At 75.2% G+C, this 18,374-nt stretch carries 24 protein-coding genes; 13 read left to right on the top strand and 11 right to left on the bottom strand.

Annotated elements, in window-relative coordinates:
* The first annotated feature begins 11 nt into the window (after positions 1–11).
* The 5 genes from M3673_RS05445 (at position 12) to M3673_RS05425 (ending at position 4,567) form a co-directional block, all read left to right on the top strand.
* Positions 12–569 carry a C40 family peptidase gene (locus tag M3673_RS05445; RefSeq protein ID WP_251532496.1) on the top strand — a complete coding sequence of 186 codons (558 nt, stop codon included), beginning with the start codon at positions 12–14 and terminating at the stop codon, positions 567–569.
* A gap of 212 nt (positions 570–781) precedes the next feature.
* Positions 782–1,816 (top strand): hypothetical protein, encoded by a 1,035-nt coding sequence (locus M3673_RS05440; RefSeq protein WP_251532495.1) that lies wholly within the window; start codon positions 782–784, stop codon positions 1,814–1,816.
* A 31-nt stretch (positions 1,817–1,847) separates the two neighbouring features.
* Complete coding sequence (gene rlmC / locus M3673_RS05435) at positions 1,848–2,972, top strand: 23S rRNA (uracil(747)-C(5))-methyltransferase RlmC (protein WP_251532494.1); 1,125 nt, start codon at positions 1,848–1,850, stop codon at positions 2,970–2,972.
* A 62-nt stretch (positions 2,973–3,034) separates the two neighbouring features.
* Positions 3,035–4,030: an aldo/keto reductase gene (locus tag M3673_RS05430; protein WP_228941126.1), complete on the top strand. Its 996-nt coding sequence runs from the start codon at positions 3,035–3,037 to the stop codon at positions 4,028–4,030.
* A 111-nt stretch (positions 4,031–4,141) separates the two neighbouring features.
* The gene (locus M3673_RS05425) at positions 4,142–4,567 is read left to right on the top strand and encodes a winged helix-turn-helix domain-containing protein (protein WP_251532493.1); all 426 of its coding nucleotides are present in this window, start codon (positions 4,142–4,144) and stop codon (positions 4,565–4,567) included.
* Positions 4,568–4,591: 24 nt separating this feature from the next.
* On the opposite strand, the gene M3673_RS05420 is transcribed toward M3673_RS05425, so the two are convergent.
* Entirely contained in the window at positions 4,592–5,212 is a 621-nt protein-coding gene (locus tag M3673_RS05420; protein ID WP_056904870.1) for a hypothetical protein, read from the bottom strand.
* 17 nt (positions 5,213–5,229) lie between these two features.
* Between M3673_RS05420 and M3673_RS05415 the strand changes: the two genes are divergently transcribed.
* From M3673_RS05415 to M3673_RS05395, 5 genes are all read left to right on the top strand, one after another.
* A complete protein-coding gene (locus M3673_RS05415; protein ID WP_251532492.1) occupies positions 5,230–5,424 on the top strand; it encodes a hypothetical protein in 195 nt (64 codons plus the stop codon).
* 127 nt (positions 5,425–5,551) lie between these two features.
* Positions 5,552–6,217, top strand: a complete 666-nt coding sequence (locus tag M3673_RS05410) for a SprT-like domain-containing protein (protein WP_056865771.1) — start codon at positions 5,552–5,554, stop codon at positions 6,215–6,217.
* Between the two features lie 97 nt (positions 6,218–6,314).
* Positions 6,315–7,001, top strand: a complete 687-nt coding sequence (locus tag M3673_RS05405) for a DUF6629 family protein (RefSeq protein WP_251532491.1) — start codon at positions 6,315–6,317, stop codon at positions 6,999–7,001.
* Positions 6,998–7,330 (top strand): TraR/DksA C4-type zinc finger protein, encoded by a 333-nt coding sequence (locus tag M3673_RS05400; protein ID WP_251532490.1) that lies wholly within the window; start codon positions 6,998–7,000, stop codon positions 7,328–7,330. Before M3673_RS05405 ends, M3673_RS05400 begins: the two co-directional genes overlap by 4 nt.
* Positions 7,331–7,436: 106 nt before the next feature.
* On the top strand, positions 7,437–8,243 hold the full coding sequence (locus tag M3673_RS05395; protein ID WP_251532489.1) for a PT domain-containing protein: 807 nt from the start codon (positions 7,437–7,439) through the stop codon (positions 8,241–8,243).
* A 24-nt stretch (positions 8,244–8,267) separates the two neighbouring features.
* On the opposite strand, the gene M3673_RS05390 is transcribed toward M3673_RS05395, so the two are convergent.
* The 9 genes from M3673_RS05390 to M3673_RS05355 all read right to left on the bottom strand — a co-directional run bounded on the left by M3673_RS05390 (position 8,268) and on the right by M3673_RS05355 (position 14,725).
* A complete protein-coding gene (locus M3673_RS05390; protein ID WP_251532488.1) occupies positions 8,268–8,573 on the bottom strand; it encodes a contact-dependent growth inhibition system immunity protein in 306 nt (101 codons plus the stop codon).
* Positions 8,518–8,949 carry a contact-dependent growth inhibition system immunity protein gene (locus M3673_RS19805; protein ID WP_374108177.1) on the bottom strand — a complete coding sequence of 144 codons (432 nt, stop codon included), beginning with the start codon at positions 8,947–8,949 and terminating at the stop codon, positions 8,518–8,520. Before M3673_RS19805 ends, M3673_RS05390 begins: the two co-directional genes overlap by 56 nt.
* Before the next feature lie 5 nt (positions 8,950–8,954).
* On the bottom strand, positions 8,955–9,251 hold the full coding sequence (locus M3673_RS05385; protein WP_251532487.1) for a contact-dependent growth inhibition system immunity protein: 297 nt from the start codon (positions 9,249–9,251) through the stop codon (positions 8,955–8,957).
* A 23-nt stretch (positions 9,252–9,274) separates the two neighbouring features.
* Positions 9,275–10,705, bottom strand: coding sequence for an RNase A-like domain-containing protein (locus M3673_RS19585; protein ID WP_251532486.1), 1,431 nt, complete (start codon positions 10,703–10,705; stop codon positions 9,275–9,277).
* Positions 10,702–10,998, bottom strand: coding sequence for a WXG100 family type VII secretion target (locus tag M3673_RS05375; protein ID WP_251532485.1), 297 nt, complete (start codon positions 10,996–10,998; stop codon positions 10,702–10,704). Before M3673_RS05375 ends, M3673_RS19585 begins: the two co-directional genes overlap by 4 nt.
* Positions 10,995–11,366, bottom strand: coding sequence for a WXG100 family type VII secretion target (locus tag M3673_RS05370; protein WP_251532484.1), 372 nt, complete (start codon positions 11,364–11,366; stop codon positions 10,995–10,997). The genes M3673_RS05375 and M3673_RS05370 overlap by 4 nt, the downstream gene beginning before the upstream one ends.
* A gap of 97 nt (positions 11,367–11,463) precedes the next feature.
* Positions 11,464–11,868, bottom strand: coding sequence for a DUF2237 family protein (locus tag M3673_RS05365; protein WP_251532483.1), 405 nt, complete (start codon positions 11,866–11,868; stop codon positions 11,464–11,466).
* A gap of 68 nt (positions 11,869–11,936) precedes the next feature.
* Complete coding sequence (locus M3673_RS05360) at positions 11,937–13,238, bottom strand: DUF1501 domain-containing protein (RefSeq protein WP_251532482.1); 1,302 nt, start codon at positions 13,236–13,238, stop codon at positions 11,937–11,939.
* An 11-nt stretch (positions 13,239–13,249) separates the two neighbouring features.
* Positions 13,250–14,725, bottom strand: coding sequence for a DUF1800 domain-containing protein (locus M3673_RS05355; RefSeq protein ID WP_193662898.1), 1,476 nt, complete (start codon positions 14,723–14,725; stop codon positions 13,250–13,252).
* A gap of 307 nt (positions 14,726–15,032) precedes the next feature.
* On the opposite strand from M3673_RS05355, the gene M3673_RS05350 reads away from it, so the two are divergent.
* Complete coding sequence (locus tag M3673_RS05350) at positions 15,033–15,548, top strand: DUF4234 domain-containing protein (RefSeq protein WP_227489019.1); 516 nt, start codon at positions 15,033–15,035, stop codon at positions 15,546–15,548.
* A gap of 75 nt (positions 15,549–15,623) precedes the next feature.
* Positions 15,624–16,706 carry an NADH:flavin oxidoreductase/NADH oxidase gene (locus M3673_RS05345; RefSeq protein ID WP_251532481.1) on the top strand — a complete coding sequence of 361 codons (1,083 nt, stop codon included), beginning with the start codon at positions 15,624–15,626 and terminating at the stop codon, positions 16,704–16,706.
* 12 nt (positions 16,707–16,718) lie between these two features.
* Here M3673_RS05345 and glgA read toward each other — a convergent pair whose 3' ends face one another.
* Positions 16,719–17,921 carry a glycogen synthase gene (glgA, locus tag M3673_RS05340; protein WP_251532480.1) on the bottom strand — a complete coding sequence of 401 codons (1,203 nt, stop codon included), beginning with the start codon at positions 17,919–17,921 and terminating at the stop codon, positions 16,719–16,721.
* A gap of 75 nt (positions 17,922–17,996) precedes the next feature.
* Here glgA and M3673_RS05335 point away from each other — a divergent pair, with 75 nt between their 5' ends.
* On the top strand, positions 17,997–18,368 hold the full coding sequence (locus M3673_RS05335; RefSeq protein WP_056865784.1) for a DUF427 domain-containing protein: 372 nt from the start codon (positions 17,997–17,999) through the stop codon (positions 18,366–18,368).
* The last annotated feature ends 6 nt before the right edge of the window (positions 18,369–18,374 follow it).

The following is an 18,374-nucleotide window of genomic DNA, read 5'->3' as shown; positions in this document are numbered from 1 at the left end:
GAGGACCACCGATGACCCACACCCGCATGCGCACCCTCGGGGCGACCCTCGTCGCCGCCATGGCCACCAGCACGGTGCTCGGCACCGGGCTCACCCTCGACACCGCCCGCGCCGCGGAGGCGGCACCGGCCGAGCGCCAGACCACCCAGGCCGCCCAGACCACTGAGGCCACCGGGACCACCCGGACCGCCGACGCCCGCCGTGACGACGGCCCGACCCGTGCGGAGCGGATCCTGGGCGTGGCCCGCGCCCAGGCCGACGACGTCTACCGCTACGGCGCCGCCGGGCCCGACGCCTTCGACTGCTCGGGCTTCACGCAGTTCGTCTTCCGCAACGCCGTCGGCGAGGCGCTGCCGCACTCCTCGGCGGCCCAGGTCGACCGCACCCAGCGCGTCACCCCCGCCGAGGCCCGCCCCGGCGACCTGGTCTTCTTCTACGACGGCGGCGGGGTCTACCACGTCGGCATCTACGCCGGCGACGGCTACATGTGGAACGCCGCCAACTCCGAGGCCGACGTCGAGCGCACGAAGATCTGGACCGACCAGCGGTTCTTCGGCCGGGTGCGCTGAGCCCGGCAGGCCCGTCCCGGCCCACCAGTCGGGGCCACTCGTCCGCGACGCACCCCCCTCCGGCGCTCGCCCGGAGGGGGGTGTTTCCCCAGATGTGGGCATCAGTTCGCCGGCTCCCGCAGACGCGGGGGGTGCACCGCCCTAGACTCCGAGGACCGGGCACCCCCACCCGGCTCTCGGTCTCGTGTGCGCGGAGGCAGCAGGTGCGGCAGGTGCTGGTCAGGTCCGGAGTGGTCCTCGGCGTGCTGGGCGCGCTCCTGGTGCCCTCGCTCTCCTCCCCGGCCTCCGCCGCGGGCGACGCCACCGTCGTGGTGCGCGGCACCGACCTGCCCGTGGGCGGCCCGATCGAGCTGTCGTACGTCGGGTGCGCGCGGCTCTACGAGCGCACGGCCGAGGTGCCGCAGCCGTTCGTCGGGCTGGGCCCCGACCAGGCGCCCGCGGGCGAGCGGAGCCTGCGCTACGACCTCGCCGGCGGCACGGCGCTGGGCTCGCTGAGCTACGCCCGCTCGATGGCCTCGACCACGACCTCCGGACTCTCGGTGCAGGCGCCGCGCGGCGCCGCGGGCGTCGCGTGGGTGGGCTACCAGGAGCCCGCCGACTTCGGCACCACCACCTACTGGTTCGGCCGCGCCGACGTCTCGGCGCCCGCCGGGGCGTGGACCAGCGTGGAGACCACCGGCCTCACCTACACCTGGTCGCGCTACGACATGGCCACCCGCCGCGCCGTCGGCGGCGCCACCGCCGCCCCCTCGACGCTCGCGGCGATGATCGCCGAGCGCGGCGACGGGCCCGGCTTCCGCACGGTCGGCTTCGGCTGCGACGGCAACCGCTTCGCCCTCGACGCGCTGCGCGTCGGCGACGCCACCGGCACGACCACCTACGACCTCGAGGGCCTCACCACCACGACCGTCATGGCCGCTCGCCCCACCCCGAGGGGCACGGTGCTCACCGGCGTCCTGCGCGACGGCTCCGGCGAGCAGGTCGTGCGCGGCACGCTCGTGCTCGAGCGCCAGGTCGCCGGCGGCTGGGAGACCGTGCAGGTCGTCCCCGCCGAGGCCGTCGACGCCACGGTCACCGTCGCCCCGGAGCAGACCACGACCTACCGCTGGCGCTTCGCCGACCGGCCCCTGGCCGAGGGCAGCGTCTCCGAGCCGACCACGGTCACGGTGGCTCCCGGCCAGGAGACGTCCCAGGAGCCCACCCAGCAGCCCAGCCAGCAGCCCACCCGGCAGCCCGCCCAGCGCTGACCCCTGCGGGCCCGGCCCGTAGCCTCGCCCCGTGCAGTGCCACCACTTCGACGCGGGTCGCTGCCGCTCGTGCGCCTGGATGGGTCAGTCCTACGACGACCAGGTCGCCGCCAAGCAGCGTCACTGCCGCGGGCTGTTGGCCGCGTGGCCCGACCTGACGTGGCTGGAGCCCCACCGCAGTCGCGAGGAGGGCTTCCGCAACAAGGCCAAGATGGTGGTCGCCGGCACGCTCGAGGCCCCGACGCTGGGGATCCTCGACCCGTCGGGGGCCGGCGTCGACCTGCGCGACTGCGGCCTGCACGAGCCCGGCCTGGCCGCCGCCCTGCCCGCCCTGGCCGACTTCGTCACCCGCGCCGCGGTGGCGCCGTACGACCTCGCGACGCGGCGCGGCGAGCTCAAGCACCTGCTCGTGACCCGCTCGCCCGACGGTGAGCTCATGGTGCGCTTCGTGCTGCGCTCCACCGAGCCGGTCACCCGGATCCGCAAGCACCTCCCGGCCCTCCACGCCGCGCTGCCCGAGCTGGTGGTGGTCTCGGCCAACGTGCAGCCCGAGCACAAGGCCGTGCTGGAGGGCGAGCGCGAGATCGCGCTGAGCCCGCGCGAGACGCTGGCGATGCGGGTCAACGGGCTCACCCTGCGGCTGCGGCCCCAGGGCTTCTTCCAGACCAACACCGAGGTCGCGGCCGCGCTCTACCGCCAGGGCCGCGACTGGGTCGAGGAGGTCGCCCCGGCCTCGGTGTGGGACCTCTACTGCGGGGTCGGCGGCTTCGCGCTGCACGTCGCGGCCCCCGGGCGCCTGGTCACCGGGGTGGAGGTCAGCGAGGAGGCGGTCGCCGCCGCCCGCGCCACCGCCGAGGACGCCCGGCTGCCGGGCCTGCGCTTCGAGGCCGCCGACGCCACGACGTGGGCGCAGGCGCAGGAGGCCGGCCCCGAGCTGGTGGTGCTCAACCCGCCGCGGCGCGGCGTCGGGCCCGAGCTGTGCGCGTGGCTGGAGGGCTCCGGGGTCGGCCACGTCGTCTACTCCAGCTGCAACGCCGTCTCGCTGGCCCGCGACCTGGCCGCGCTGCCGTCCTTCGCCCCGCGCCGGGCGCGGTTGTTCGACATGTTCCCCCAGACCACCCACCACGAGGTGATGGTGCTGCTCGAGCGCCGCTGACGGGTCACCGACGGGTCGCCGACGGGTCGGGGGCGTGGGCCGGCGTGGCTAGAGTCGCGGCCATGGACCACCGCACCCTGGGCCGCACCGGCCGTGACGTCTCCACCGTCGGACTCGGCACCTGGCAGCTCGGCGCCGACTGGGGCGAGGTGAGCGAGCACGACGCCCGCGCCGTGCTCGAGACCTCCCTGGAGGCCGGGGTGACGCTGTTCGACACCGCCGACGTCTACGGCGACGGCCGCAGCGAGCAGGTCATCGGCCGCTTCGTGGCCGACCACCCCGACGCCGCGCTCACCGTGGCCACCAAGATGGGCCGCCGCGCCGAGCAGGTGCCGGAGAGCTACACCCTCGAGCACTTCCGCGGCTGGGTCGACCGCTCGCGCCGCAACCTCGGCGTCGACCGGCTCGACCTGGTGCAGCTGCACTGCCCGCCGTCGGCCACCGTGACCGCCGACGCCACCTACGAGGCCCTCGACACCCTCGTCGCCGACGGGGCGATCGCCGCCTACGGCCTGAGCGTCGAGACCACCGACCAGGCCCTCGACGCCATCGCGCGCCCCCACGTGGCCAGCGTGCAGATCATCCTCAACGCCTTCCGGCTCAAGCCGCTCGACGCCGTGCTGCCCGCCGCGGAGGAGGCCGGCGTCGGCATCTTGGCGCGCGTGCCGCTGGCCTCGGGCCTGCTCAGCGGGACCTACGACGAGACCACCACCTTCGCCGCCGACGACCACCGCACCTACAACCGTGACGGCAGCGCCTTCGACGTCGGTGAGACCTTCTCCGGGGTCGACTTCGCCACCGGCGTGCGGGCCGCCCAGGAGTTCTCCGCCCTGGTCGCCGAGCACGGCCCCGAGGGCGCCACGCCCGCCCAGGTCGCCCTGGCCTGGGTCTGGCAGCAGCCCGGTGTCACCACCGTGATCCCCGGCGCCCGCAACCCCGGGCAGGCCCGGGCCAACGCCGCCGCCGGCGCGCTGCCGCCGCTGGCCCCCGCCCTGCTCGAGGGCGTCCGCGACCTCTACGACGCGCGCTTCCGCGCCCAGGTGCACCACCGCTGGTGACCCCTCCCCGGCCCCGTGTGGCCGGGAGCGGCGGGCACGACGTACGGTCGGGGCGTGGCCGAGGACTACTGCGAGCTGTGTGACCTGCCGCTGAGCACCTGTGTGCACGGGATGCCGAAGCGTCCCCCCGAGCCCGTGGCGCCACCCCAGGCGACACCGGTGCGCCGCCGCAGCACGGCGGCGCCCTCGGGGTCCACCGCGCGGGTGCCGGGCTCCTCCAAGCCGGCCGCCGCACCGGCCAAGCCGCGGCGCCGCACCCACCAGGACGACTTCAAGCCCTACATCATCCGGGTGCTCCAGGAGGTCGGCGGGGAGCGCGAGGCCGAGCTGGTGATGCTCGAGCTCGAGGAGCGCATGGCCGAGGTGCTGCGCGAGGGCGACCGCGAGGTCGGCCCCACCGGCGAGGTGCGCTGGCGCACCGCCGTGCGGTGGGCGCGCAAGGAGCTCGCCGACGACGGCTTCCTGGTGGCCCCCCGCCCGGGCGTGTGGCAGCTCACCGATCGCGGCGCCGAGCTGCCCGCCGACGCCCTGGACTGACCCCGCCGCGCGGCGGAGCGCCGCTCAGGGCACGGCGACGGCGATCTCGTCGCCGAGCCGCGCGCCGCGCAGCAGCCCCATCTCGTCGCCCGACCAGAACATGCCCGGGTCGTAGAAGTTCGTGGGGCGGTCGTCGTCGAGCAGCCCCATCGCGGTGTAGGTGGCGGCGACCACCTCGGCGCAGTAGGTCAGCTCGGCCGGGGCGGCCCGCCGGATCCGGCCCCGCGCCCAGCGCCCGGCCAGCGCGACCGTCGAGGGGAACGGCGTGCCGTCGAGGCGGGCGACCGTGCGCAGCACGGCGTCCTCCATCTCGCGGGTCACCGCGGTGTCGAGCTGGCGCAGCCAGGCGCGCTGCTCGTAGCGCCCGCACCACTGCTGCACCGCCTCGCGCAGGTCGTGCAGCTGCACCCCGCGCTGGTGCTGCCCGGTCCACACGTCGCGCAGGCCCTTGCCCAGCTCGGCGTGCCACATCAGCGGTGGCAGGTCGTCGAGCACGACCGCCATGCCGACGTGGTTGACCGGCGCGTTGGTCAGCACCCGGATAGCGTGGTCGGCGGTGGAGCGCCCGCGGAAGAGCCACAGGTCGCCGGTGCGCGTGAGGTCCACGGCCTCGTCGAGGGACAGCGGGGCGGACGGCGAGGACATGAGGAGGAGTCTGCTCGATGAGGTCGACGAAGGTGTGGAGGCTGCTCGGCGTCGCCGGGCTCGCCGGGGTCGCGGCCACCGGGGTGGTCGTCGCGCGCGACCAGCGGCGCCGGTCGACCCTCGGCGCCGACGAGGTCCGCGCCCGGCTGCACGAGCGGCTGGCCCAGGCCGGCGGGGCCGAGCGAGCCGACGGGGCCGAACGAGCCGACTGAGCCTGTTTCGCTAGCGAAACCGTGGTGCGCGTGGTCCGGCCCTGCCGGCGCCGGCAGGTCCCCCGGGTCGCCGGTGTCCTGTGGATCGCCCCGCCCGCCTGTCGGCGTCGCGACGTACGGTCCTGCCATGGACCTGAGCGACGCCTTCGCCCTCGCCGAGCACCTGCTCGAGCGACACGGGCCGCCGGGGTGGAGCGTGGAGCTCGACTCCGCCAAGCGTCGGGCCGGGGTGTGCCGCTTCGGGCCGCGGGTGATCGGGCTCAGCGCCCCGCTGACGGTGCTGCACTCCGAGGCCGAGGTCCGCGACACGATCCTCCACGAGATCGCCCACGCGCTGGTGGGCCCGCGCCACGGTCACGACGAGACCTGGCGCCGCACCGCCCTCGCGCTGGGCTCCTCGGGGCGTCGCTGCGTGCCCGCCGACGCCCCGGGCGTCGAGCCGGCCTGGCTCGGGGTGTGCGCGGCGGGACACACCTCGGGGCGCCACCGCCGCCCCGAGCGGGTGATGACCTGCGGGCGCTGCTCACGCCGCTTCGACCTCGCCCACGTGCTGACCTGGACCCACCACGGCCGCCCGGCGGTGCACCACCCCAACTACGAGGCCGAGCTGGCCCTGCTGCGCACGGGCGGTCGACCCACCCGGCTGCCGGTCGGCTCCCGGGTGCGGGTCACGGTCGCGGGGGAGCACCACGGCCGGGTCGGCGTCGTGGTGAAGGTCGGCCGCACGAGCTACCACCTGCGCGCCGGCCGGGCGGTGCTGCGCGTGCCCTTCGCCTGGGTCGAGTCGGTCTGACCCGGCGGCGCTCGCCGCCCCGGTCGCCGCCCCGGTCGCCGCGCCGGTCTCCCCCCGGGTGAGCACCACGGCGCGGCCCGGGTGCTCCACTGGTCGCGTGTGCTTCTCCCTCCAGGCCGACCTCGTCGCCGGCGCCGTCGTCCTGCCCCTCGGCGCCCTGACCCTGCGCGAGGTGCGCGCGCCCCGCGAGCTGCCGCTGGCCGCGCTGCCGGTGCTCTTCGCGGCCCACCAGCTGGTGGAGGCCCTGGTCTGGGCCGGTGCTGACGGGCTGGTCTCCGACACCACCGCCCACCGCGCCGCGCTGGCCTACGTCGTCTTCGCCCTGCCCTTCCTGCCGCTCTACCTCCCGCTGGCGGTGCTCCTGGTCGCCCGGCCCGACCGGCGGGGTCTCGTCGCGCCCTTCGTGGCGCTCGGGGGAGCCGTCGGCGCCTACATGGCCTGGCACCTGTGGACGGGCGGGGTGCGGACCACGGTGCGCGACCACGCGATCGTCTACTACGTCGGCCTCGGCGAGCCCGAGATCTCCACCGGCCTCTACATCGTGGCCGTGGTCGGCGCCTGCGTCCTGGCCGGCCACCGCTGGATCACAGTCTTCGGCCTGGCCAACCTCGTCGGCCTGCTCGTCGTCGGCTACGCCTACGCCGACGCCTTCGCCTCGCTGTGGTGCGTCTGGGCCGCGGTCTCCTCGGTGCTGATCCTGGTGCACCTCGCGCGGGTCGAGCGTGGGACCGACCCGCGCGGTGACGGGAAGAGCCTGCAGCCACGCACGGACGCCGCCCGGTGAGCGGCCCGCGCGAGCGGCTGCTGGCCGAGCGGGAGCGGGTGGCCTCGCGTCTGCGCGACCTCGAGGGCGACCACCGCGGTGTGGTCGAGGCCTCCCGCGACACCAACGCCGACGACGAGCACGACCCCGAGGGCGCCACGATCGCCTTCGAGCGCTCCCAGGTCGACGCGTTGGCCAGGCAGGCGCGCCACCACCTCGACGAGGTCGACGCCGCCCTGGCCCGCGAGGCCGCCGGCGACTACGGCCGCTGCGAGCGCTGCGGCAGCGAGATCCCGGCCGAGCGGCTCGCCGTACGGCCCACGGCACGGACCTGCGTGACCTGCGCCTGACCCCGGGCCACCGGCGCGACGCGCCCGGGCTGCGCCGGGCCCCCGTGTCGATCGACACAGCGCACGGGGTTGGGCGTCGCGACGTCGGCTCCATACTGGGAGACGTATGGCTGACGAGACCCCCACACCCCAGAAGCTCGACATCGACTGGCTGAAGACCGCCGCCGGTGCGCTCGCCGCAGTGTCCTCCGCGGTGCTGCTCTCGACCCTGGGTGCCGCCGGCACCCTCATCGGCGCCGCGGTCGGCTCCGTGGCCGCGACCGTGGGCACCGCCCTCTACTCCGAGGGTCTGGCCCGCAGCCGCGCCGCGGCCGCGAAGGCCCAGGAAGCGGCCCTGTCGAAGGTCGGCATCGCGCAGGCGGAGGTACGCCGCGCCGGGCGCAGCGACGCCGACACCGCGGCCGTCGAGGCCCACCTGGGCCACGCCGACGAGAAACTCGCCGAGGCCAAGGCCGGCCTCGACGAGGCCGTGCTGGAGTCGCGCACCGGCTGGCGCGACCGGCTCGCCGGCCTGCCGTGGAAGCGGATCGCGATCCTGGCCGCCGGCATGTTCCTGGTCGTCATGGTGGCGCTGTCGCTCTTCGAGGTGGTCTCGGGACGCTCGGTCTCCAGCTACACCGGCGGCAGCGACCGCGACGGCGGCACCACGATCTCCCGCCTCACGGGCGGCTCGTCCTCCGGCGACGACGAGCCCACCCGGGACCCCGGCCAGGGCAGCGACCCGTCCGGCGCCTCCACCCCCACCGCCGACCCCACGGCCGAGCCCACCGAAGACCCGACCGCCGAGCCGAGCGACGAGGCCACCGACGAGCCGACGGAGGAGCCCACCGACGAGCCGACCGAGGAGCCGACCACGGTGCCCTCCACGACCCCGACCCCCAGCGCCGTCCCCACACCGACGCCGACCTCCTGACCGCTCCTCGAGGGGCCGAGCCCCTCAGTCGTGCTCGGGCGGCAGCCGGAGGACGCGGCGGGCCGACATCGCGGCGACGACCTTTAGCCAGCCGCGGTTGGTCCGCCCGTCCAGACGTGGCGAGTAGCAGAAGCCGGCCTTGTCCAGGACGTCGTCGAGCTGACTCTCGCTCAGGTCGGAGGCGATGAGTCGGTCGACCTCTGTCAGCAGCTCGACCACGGACTCGGGTTCGTCGTCGAGGAAGTGAGCGACCACCGCCTCCGGCGTCGGGTAGTCATAGCTCCAGGTCTGGTAAAAGTACGCCCCGCCGAGCAGCTCGAGCGCGCTCATCGGTCCTCCTCGACGCCGCTAGGGTGCGGCGGACCGGTGGACGGGAGGCCCAGCCCGGGGGAGGGGGGCGCCGGAGTGTGAAACCACGAGCGGTGACGGCGACGGCTTCCAGCCAGCCCCGGAATGTCCGGCCGTCGTCGGAGGGGAGGTAGTCGGCCCCCGCGGCCGTCGACCATGCGTCCAACTCGGCCTCATCAGTGGTGGCCGCAAGGAGGACCTGTACCTCGTCCGCGAGCGCGGCGGCTCGCCCTGGTGCGTCACCGAGGAAGGCCCGGACGGCGTCGTCGACGTGGGCGAACTCCTGGCGCCAGGACTGGTAGAGGTAGGTGGCGAAGCAGGCTCGCAGTGTCGGCAGATCTGCTGTGTCCACGAGCATCCCTGTCACTCCCTGCTGGCGGGCCCGCCTGTTTCGGCGATACCCAACAGGCCCTGGAGGTACTCCCGATGCGTGATGCCATCGCCCGGGGGCCAGTACTGAGAACCGAGCCCTTCGAGGATGCGGCGGAGGTCGTCCTCGGAGTGGTCGCCGTCGAGAAGGGCCCGAACGTCCCTGGCAAGGGTGCTCGCCTTGTGCGGCTCCAACGCCAGGTACTCACGGGCGACGTCGTCGACCGTCGCGAAGTCATCGGGCCAGTCCTGGTGCAGGAAGCCAGCTACGAACTCGGACAGGGTGGGCACAGCAGGGTGCATGCGGCGGCCTCTCAGGGCTCGGGGAAGGCGGTCAGGATACGAAAACCCTGAGGCATCTCTGGGTCCCGACGCAGGACGATCCGGAGTCCCCTGACTCGTTCCAGGAGCCCCCCGCGGTGCAGGACCGTCCCGCTGACATCGTCCATCACGCCTCGGTAGGTCCATGTGGCGTCGCTACCGCGGAGCCAATCGTCGATCGAGGCGCTGTGCTTCGACAGGACCCGGTGGAGGATCGCCTCGGCCGTGGGAAGGTCGTCGAAGGACCCGACCATGGAGCGTGTCGGTTCGCGGTCAAGTCGTCCTTGGAGCCAGTCGGTCGAGCGGCCCACGTGCCGCTCGATCGTGTGCGACCCGCGCACCTCGTGCGTGCGCAGCCACCCTGGGCCGGGGTCCCAGGGCCTGGGGGCGATGACCCGGATCTGTCCCGCCTCGTCGGAGAGCCCACCGGAGCGGGCGTAGCGGAACTTCTCCAGCCGGCCGCGGGCGATGGTGACGCGGACGGCGGCGTTGCGCACGGAGGCGGCGAGCACCTCGTTGGCGGCCCGCAGCCGGGCCGCCACGGCGAGGACGTCGGGGGTGATGGCGGCGACGCGGGTGCCGGTGAGGGCGGTGGCGCCGACGGTGCCGCCTCCGCCGGTGACGGAGTTGAGGAGCATGCCGGCGCCCTGGATGACGACGGTCTCGGCCAGCAGCTGCACGACGAGGGCGACGACCTCGGCCCGGTGGGACTCGACCTGGTCGGCGTACTGCTCGCAGGCTCGGCCCAGGCCGTAGGCCTCCTCGGCGATCGCGGCGAGCTGGTCGGAGACCTCCTGGCAGGCGTCGACGGCGAGCGGGATCTCGGGGGACAGCTCGCCCCCGAGGCCCCGGACCGCGGCGTCGCAGTCGGCGGTCAGGTCGGCGACGGCGCGCGCGCAGTCGACCCACGTGGCGCCCGCGGCGCGCAGCTCGCCGACGTCGGCGCTGGGCCACGCGAAGCCCTGGATCAGGTCGATCACCCAGCCCAGCCCCGTGGGGACGGCCGACCAGTCGCCGCCGAGGGCGGTGGGCGGCGGGGAGGGCATCGCGCCGACCCAGCCCAGGTCGCCCGGCCCGCCGGCGGGGGAGACCTCGCCGTCGGGCGCGACGACCGACCCCGGCACCACCACACCGCGGAGCACGGCCCCGGCCTCGGCCCGCTCGTGCTCGGCGCGTGACGTCGCGGTGAGCCGACCCAGGCAGGCCAGGGCCGTCACGCAGTCGCCGAGCCCGGCGACGACCTCGGCGGCCGCGGTGTCGTAGGCCGCCGCGAAGTCGGCGGACGTGGCGTCGTCGCCGGCCATGCCGCCGAGACCGGCGAGGGCGTCGGTGAGGTCGTCGAGGTGCTCCGCGCAGCGGTGGTTGCCGGTGGCCAGGGCGCGCTCGGCGGTGAGGAAGCCCGCGCCGTCGACGTCGATCCTCACCGCACGGCCCCCCAGGCCGCGAGGTTGGAGGCGACCGCCGCCTCGTAGCGGTCGTGGGCCACGCCCGCGGCCGTGCGCAGGTCGGCGAGCGCCCCCCGCATCTCGTCGTACGCCGCGGCCCAGCGCGCATGCGCCTGGTCGTGCGCGTCGGCGGCGGCGCCCGTCCACGTGGCGTCCAGCCGCGCCACCCGGGCTGTGACGCGGTCGAGCGCCGCGTCGAGCTCGCGCTGGGTCGCACCGGCCGCGTCGACGACCCGCTGGAGCTCCGCGAGGTCGACCCGGAAGCCGCTCACCGGGAGCCTCCGACGCCGCTCCCGTCGAGCCGGGCCGCCAGCGCGGCGAGTCCGTCGGCCACACCGACGTCGAGGTCGGTCACGTCGCGGTGGTGCCGCGCGATCCGGTCGGCGGTCTCGTCGAGGGCCGCGACGACCGCGTCGGCGGCCCCGGCCCAGTCGGCCCAGGCGACCGCGAAGGAGTCGGCGGCCCGGCCGCGCCACACGGCGTCGAGGAGGACGTCGACCTCGCGGCCGAGGCGGGCCCGCGAGCGGGCGAGGTCGGCGGCGGTGTCGCGCAGGTCGGCGACCGCGGCGTCGGTGGCCGCGTGATCGAGGGCCAGCGTGCCGGCGGGGCCGGTGGTGCCGGCGGGGGCGTCGAGGGGCATCGGATCTCCCGAGAGGTCGTCGTAGGACCACCCTGACCCGAGGGGGAGCGCCGCGACAGCCCCGGTCGCCGATCTGTGGAAAACCCCGCGGGAGGGGTCAGACGAGGTCGCCGGGGTCGGCCGGCACGTCGACCGACTGCGAGCGCAGCGCGTCGAGGGGGATGATCTCGAGGGCCCGCTCGCTGGTCGCGGCGAGCACGACGGGGGCCGCGACGCCGTCGTGGAGCGCCTGGAGCCAGCGCACGGCCACCACGCACCAGCGGTCGCCGGGGTGCAGCCCCGGGAAGCCCCACTCGGGGCGCGGGGTGGCCAGGTCGTTGCCGACCGAGCGCTGGTGGGCGAGGAACTCCTCGGTCATCACCGTGCACACCGCGTGCAGGCCCACGTCGGCCGGGCCGCAGGTGCACGTGCCGTCGCGGTGGAAGCCGGTCATCGGATCCGTGCCGCAGGGCTCGAGCTCGCCCCCGAGCACGTTGAGCTCCGGTGTGCCCTCGGGTCGCATGGCGTCACTGTGGCAGGTCCGGCGGCTCCGCGGACAGTGTTCGCGGCGACCGCCCCTCGCTAGCCCGGTCAGCGCCCGACCATCACCCCGACCGGCTCGGGGGTGAAGCCGGGGAAGACCTGGGCGGCGGAGGCGTCGGTGCGCGACAGGACGACCTCGGAGAGCACCGAGCGGAAGTCGGTGGTGACGGTGAGGTCGGCGTCGAGAGAGTTCTCCAGACCGGGCCAGCGGCCGTAGTAGCGCCCGCCCTTGACCCCGGCACCGGCGAGGAACATGACGTTGCCCCAGCCGTGGTCGAGGCCGTAGTTGGAGTTCTCCGACACCCGTCGGCCGAACTCCGAGATGGTCAGCAGGGTGACCCGCTCGCGCATCGAGCCGAGGTCGGCGAAGAAGGCGGCGATCGCGGTGGCCAGGTCGTTGGCGTTGTACTTCATCGCGCCCCAGTCGAGGGTGCCGAGGTCGGCGTGCATGTCCCACTCGCCCTGGTCGACGGTCACCAGGGAGACGCCGACGTCGCCGCGGATGGTGCGGGCGACGGCGGCCAGCGCCCGGCCCAGGTCGCTGTCGGGGTAGGCCGCGCGGTTCTCCGGCTCGGCGCGCACGGGGCCGAGGTCGGCCACGGCCGCCATCGCCGAGCGCATGCCACGGGCCATCGGGGCGGTGGAGGAGCCCCACATCTGCGACAGCGAGCGCAACCGGGCCTGGTCGGTGTCCCACTGGTCGTTGCCGGCGACGACGGCGTCGGAGATGTTGCGCAGCGACATGATCGGCTGCTCGCCGTAGAGCGAGGCCGGCGGGGAGGAGGAGCCGATGCTGACGCCCTGGAGCGGCGAGTCGCCGTCGAGGCCGCCGAGCAGGCGGTTGAGCCAGCCGCTGCGCACGCTCGAGCCCGGGTTGGCGTCCTCGACCAGCTCCATGGCCGCGAAGTGCGACCGGTTGGCCACGGCCATGCCGGTCGCGTGCACGGCGGCGAGCTCTCCCGACTGCCACATCGGCAGCAGGGGCGCGAGGTTGGGGTGCAGCCCGAAGAAGGCGTCCTTGCCCAGCAGCTTGGCCGCGGGCACGGCGATGCGGGGGCGCGCGGCGTAGTAGGCCGGGTCGCCGTGGGGCACGACGAGGGAGAGCCCGTCGGCGGCACCGCGCATCGACAGCACGACCAGCACCGAGCCGTTCGGCGCCGGCGCGACCCCGGCGGCCATGGCCGGCGCGGCGCCGTAGGTGACCATCGCCGAGCCCACGGCGTACGCCGCGCCCGTGAGCCCCAGCCCGCGCAGGAAGCCGCGGCGCGAGAGCGCGGTGGCGGCGGCGTAGTCGGGGCACCCGCACGGGTCGCCGGTGCGGGAGGCGGTGCGGGCAGCAGAGGTCGTCATCGTCGTCACGCTCACCGGAGGTAGTGGTCGGGGTGGTCGAGCAGAGCAGCGAGCAGGCGCGGGAAGTGCCACTTCATCAGCGCGTGGTCGGCGGTGATGGTGGCGTCGGGGGCGATGCCGGTCGCCGTGCACGCGCCCTGGAGGAGCGAGGCGGAGGACGGACGGGCGTGCACGCGGCGGGCCATGTGGTCGACCAGGTCGCGGAAGACGATCGGGAACTCCGGCACCCACTCGGTGGGCTTCTTGTAGGTCGTGCCGTGCTCGGGCCACCACCCGCCCGACATCGACCAGTGCATGGCCATCGAGGCCAGGGCGCGGGCCGGGGAGTCCCAGGCGGCGTTGGTGAGCGGCTGCCCGTCGGGGCGGGGCCAGGCGAAGGGCTTGAGCCCGATGGTCTCCGACTGCCAGATCATCGCGTTGGCGGCGGCCTCGCCGTCGCTGGGCGGCTCGAGGGGCAGGCCGAGGGCGCGGTAGGTCGCGACGACGTCCTCGGCGGGGTCGCGCAGCTTGGTGCGCCGCGAGGTGCGGAACTCGCGGCTGTTGACCAGCTTCATCAGCACCGGCTTGATGGCGGTGTCGTTGGCCAGGTAGGTCGCGGCGAGCCTCTCCACCAGCGCGTCGCTGGGGGTGTCGCTGACGAAGCGCAGCGCCAGCTTGCGCGCGATGCGCCGGGCCGTGGCGGGGTGGTGGGCCAGGTGCACCAGGTAGGCCCGCACGACCTCGCGCCCGTCGGCGGCGGCGTTGTCGTGGCTGAAGCCCGCCACCTGCACCGGCCCGGTCCAGTGGTCCTCGGGGCGGTAGGTGGCGGCCCAGGTGCGCCACAGGTCGACGCGGTAGCCGGTGAGGATCCGCGCGGAGGCCTTGACGTCGTCCTCGGTGTAGTTGCCGACCCCGACGGTGTGCAGCTCGAGCAGCTCGCGGCCGAGGTTCTCGTTGGGGTGGGCCTTGGTGGAGGTCGCGCCGTCGAGGAAGATCAGCATCGAGGGGTGGGTGATCGCCTCGACCAGCATCTCGTCGAAGCGCCCGAGCGCGTGGCGCCGCATGATCTCGCCGTACGGCGCGCGCCACACCGCCTGCGCGTCGCCGATCGCCGGCACGTGGAGGTGGCCCTCCCAGAACTCCGTCATGACCTCGAGCACCTGCTGGCGCGAGGTGATGCGCCGCGCCATCACCCGGCGCGCGTAGTCGTACATGACCTCCCACGTGCCGCGGACGTCGGTGATCTGGCGCTGCCAGAGGTCGGCGGGTCCGCGGTGGAGGTCGGGCCACCAGTCGGCGAGGGCCTCGGCGCGGGCGGAGTCGGCGCTGGCGAGCTGGTCGCGGAACCACGCCATCCCGCCGCCGGCGGCCTTGACCTCGGCGGTGAGCTCGGGCGTGACGCCGTAGGAGAAGCGGGTGACCAGGTGGCGGGCGCCGGCGCCCAGGACGGGCGTGCGGGCGTAGCGGCCGGGGGCGTAGGTGGCACTCACGAGGCGGGGGGTCCTCATCCGTGGGGTGGTGCGGCGGGGGGTGCAGGGGGGTGTCGAGGGGGGCGACACGGTGATCTTCGGCCGCGACGCGCCGAGGCGGAGGGATCGGCTGCAGAACGGGCCGTCAGGCGGGCGGCATGGCCCGGACGGGCCATGCCCGGATGGCCCGGACGGGTCATCCGGGAGAGGTGGGCGGGGTGCGGTCGAGCCGTTCGCGGCGTCGGTGTCGCCGAACGGCGCACGGAGCGTCGCGGCGTCGGTACGTTGCGACCGTCCAGCCCGCGGCGCCACGCCGCGGGCCAGCCCCCGGTCACGAGGATCCCCGATGAGCGACAGCACCCCCTCAGCCCCGCCCCCGCCGCCCGAGGGCTACCGCCCCCCGCCGCCGGCCGGCTCGCCCTCGTCCTACGGCGCGCAGCCGCCCTCGCCGTACGGCGGCTACGGCGCGCCCGCCGCCTACGGCGCCCCGGGCGGCGCGCCCCTCGGCAAGGTCCGCGGCACCGGCGTCTGCATCGTGCTGGCCATCGTGACCTTCGGCATCTACTCCCTCTACTGGTACTTCAAGACCCACGAGGAGATGAAGCAGCACAGCGGCCAGGGCGTCGGCGGCGGCGTGGGCCTGATCCTGGCCCTCTTCGTCGGGTTCGTGATGCCCTACCTCACCGCCAGCGAGGTCGGCGGGCTCTACAAGCGTCGCGGCCAGGAGCCGCCGGTCAGCGGGCTCACCGGCCTGTGGTACTTCCCCGGCATGTTCATCCTCGTGGGCCCGATCGTGTGGTTCGTGAAGACCAACGGCGCCCTGAACCGCTACTGGGAGTCGCTGGGCGCCACCCGCGACTGACCCGCACGGAACACCCGGGACGCTCCCGGGGTTGGCCCGACGTACCCCCGTCACCGATCCCAGGAGCGTCCCCCCGTGCCCACCTCCGAGCTGTTCACCCCGATCACCCTGCGCGGCGTCACCGTGCGCAACCGGGTCTGGGTGGCGCCGATGTGCCAGTACTCCTCCGTCGACGGCCTGCCCGACGACTGGCACCTGGTGCACCTCGGCTCCTTCGCCCGCGGCGGCGCCGGCCTGGTCATGACCGAGGCCGCGGCCGTGGTGCCCGAGGGTCGCATCACCCCGCAGGACGCCGGCATCTGGGACGACGCCCAGCGCGACGCCTGGCGCCGCGTCGTCGACTTCGTGCACGGCCAGGGAGCCACGGCGGCGGTCCAGCTCGCCCACGCCGGGCGCAAGGCCTCCGCGGCCAGCCCCTGGGCCGAGGGCCAGGTGGCCTCCGACGCCGAGGGCGGCTGGGAGCCGGTCGGCCCGTCGGCCGAGGCCTTCCCGGGCCTGCGCGACCCGCGCGCGCTGACGGTCGCCGAGATCGAGCAGGTCGTGGAGGCCTTCGGGGCCGCCGCGGTGCGCGCCGTCGAGGCCGGCTTCGACGTCGTCGAGGTCCACGCCGCCCACGGCTACCTGCTCCACGAGTTCCTCTCCCCGCTCTCCAACCACCGCGACGACGAGTACGGCGGCCCCTTCGAGCACCGCGCCCGGCTCCTGCTCGACGTCGTGCGTCGGGTCCGCGCGGCCGTCGGCGAGGACGTGCCGCTGCTGGTGCGGATCTCCGCGACCGACTGGGCCGAGGGCGGCTGGGACGCCGACTCCTCGGTGCGCCTCGCGGGGCTGCTGCGCGAGGCGGGCGTCGACCTGGTCGACACCTCCTCGGGGGGCAACCTGCGCGTCGACATCCCGGTGGAGCCGGGCTACCAGGTGCCGTTCGCGGCCCGGATCCGCGCCGAGGCCGGCATCGCCTCGGGTGCGGTGGGCCTGATCACCGAGCCCAAGCAGGCCAACGACGTCATCGCCGAGGGCTCCGCCGACGTGGTGCTGCTGGCCCGCGAGCTGCTGCGCGACCCGCACTGGCCGCTGCGCGCGGCCCACGAGCTCGGCGTCGAGCCGGGGGAGGGCGTCGACTGGCCGGTGCAGTACCGCGCGGGGGCGGCTGGCTGGTGAGGCCTCGGCCGCTCAAAGCACCGAGCGGTAGACCTCCACCGTGCGGGCCGCGATGGCGCCCCAGCTGAAGGACTCGATGGCCCGCTGCCGGCCCGCGCGCCCCATCGCGGCGGCCCGGTCGGGGTCGGAGACGACCTCGACGAGCGCCGCGGCGAAGTCGGCGACGTAGCGGTCGGGGTCGAGGGGCGTGCCGGTGCCGTCGGTGGCCTGCTCGATCGGCACGAGCCGGCCCGTGGCGTCGGGGCCGGCGCCGTCGACGACGACCTCGGGGATGCCGCCGGTCGCGGTGGCCACCACCGCGGTCTCGCAGGCCATCGCCTCGAGGTTGACGATGCCCAGCGGCTCGTAGATCGAGGGGCACGCGAAGGCGGTGGCGGCGCTGAGCAGCGCGACCACGTCGGCGCGCGGCAGCATCTCGCGAATCCAGACCACGCCGTCGCGCTCGGCGGCCAGGCCGGCCACCAGCGTCTCGACCTCGGCCTGGATCTCCGGGGTGTCGGGGGCCCCGGCGCACAGCACGATCTGCACCTCGGGCGGCAGCTGCGCCACCGCGCGCAGGAAGAGCGGCAGCCCCTTCTGCCGGGTGATCCGGCCGACGAAGACGACCGAGGGCCGGTCGGGGTCGACGCCCTGGGCCCGCACCCGGTCGGGGGCGTGCACGGGCGACCACAGGTCGGTGTCGATGCCGTTGTGCACGGTGTGCACGCGGTCGGGGTCGACGGCGGGGTAGGAGCGCAGCACGTCCTCGCGCATCGCGGCCGACACCGCGATCACCGCGGCCGCCGCCTCGTAGGAGGTGCGCTCGACCCACGACGACAGGGCGTAGCCGCCCCCGAGCTGCTCGGCCTTCCAGGGCCGCAGCGGCTCCAGGGAGTGCGCCGAGACGACGTGCGGCACGCCGTGCAGCAGCGAGGCGAGGTGGCCGGCCATGTTGGCGTACCAGGTGTGGGAGTGCACCAGGTCGCTGCCGGCGCAGCCCTGCGCGATGGCGAGGTCCACGCCCAGGGTGCGCAGGGCCGGGTTGGCGCCGGCGAGCTCGCCCAGGTCGGCGTACGACGAGGTGCCGGGCTCCTCGCGCGGGGCGCCGAAGGCGTGCACCCGGGTGTCGGGTCCGTCGGGCATCGCGCGCAGCGCACGCACCAGCTCGGCGACGTGCACCCCCGCCCCGCCGTAGATCTCCGGGGGGTACTCCTTGCTCAGGACGTCGACTCGCACGCAGAGGAACCTACTCGCCCCGGGGTCGACACGCCGCGCGGGAACAGCGCCCGTGGACGCCGGGTTGGGGCGGGCATGAGCACCCGCCCCGTGAAGGTCCCCGACGCCAGCCACCCGATCTCGGTCACCGCCACCGGCCAGCCCGTCACCGTCAGCGTCGACGGCCACGTGGTCGCGCGCACCGACGCCGCGCTCAGCCTGGCCGAGGCCGGCTACCCGCCCGTGCAGTACGTGCCGATCGGCGACGTCGACCCGCTCGTGCTGACCCGCACCGAGCACGCCACCTACTGCCCCTACAAGGGCGAGGCCGGCTACTACAGCCTCGTGGTCGGGGGCCGCACGCTGGAGAACAAGGTGTGGACCTACGACGCGCCCTACCCCGCGGTCGCCGAGATCGCCGGTCACGTCGCCTTCTACCCCGACGTCGTGGACGTGCGCGTCGGCTGACCTGCC

It is taken from the genome of Nocardioides sp. P86, from assembly GCF_023712465.1.
Taxonomy (GTDB): Bacteria; Actinomycetota; Actinomycetes; order Propionibacteriales; family Nocardioidaceae; genus Nocardioides; species Nocardioides kribbensis.
The sequence above is the reverse complement of the archived record's forward strand: the minus strand, read 5'-3'. Positions and strand labels throughout refer to the sequence as shown.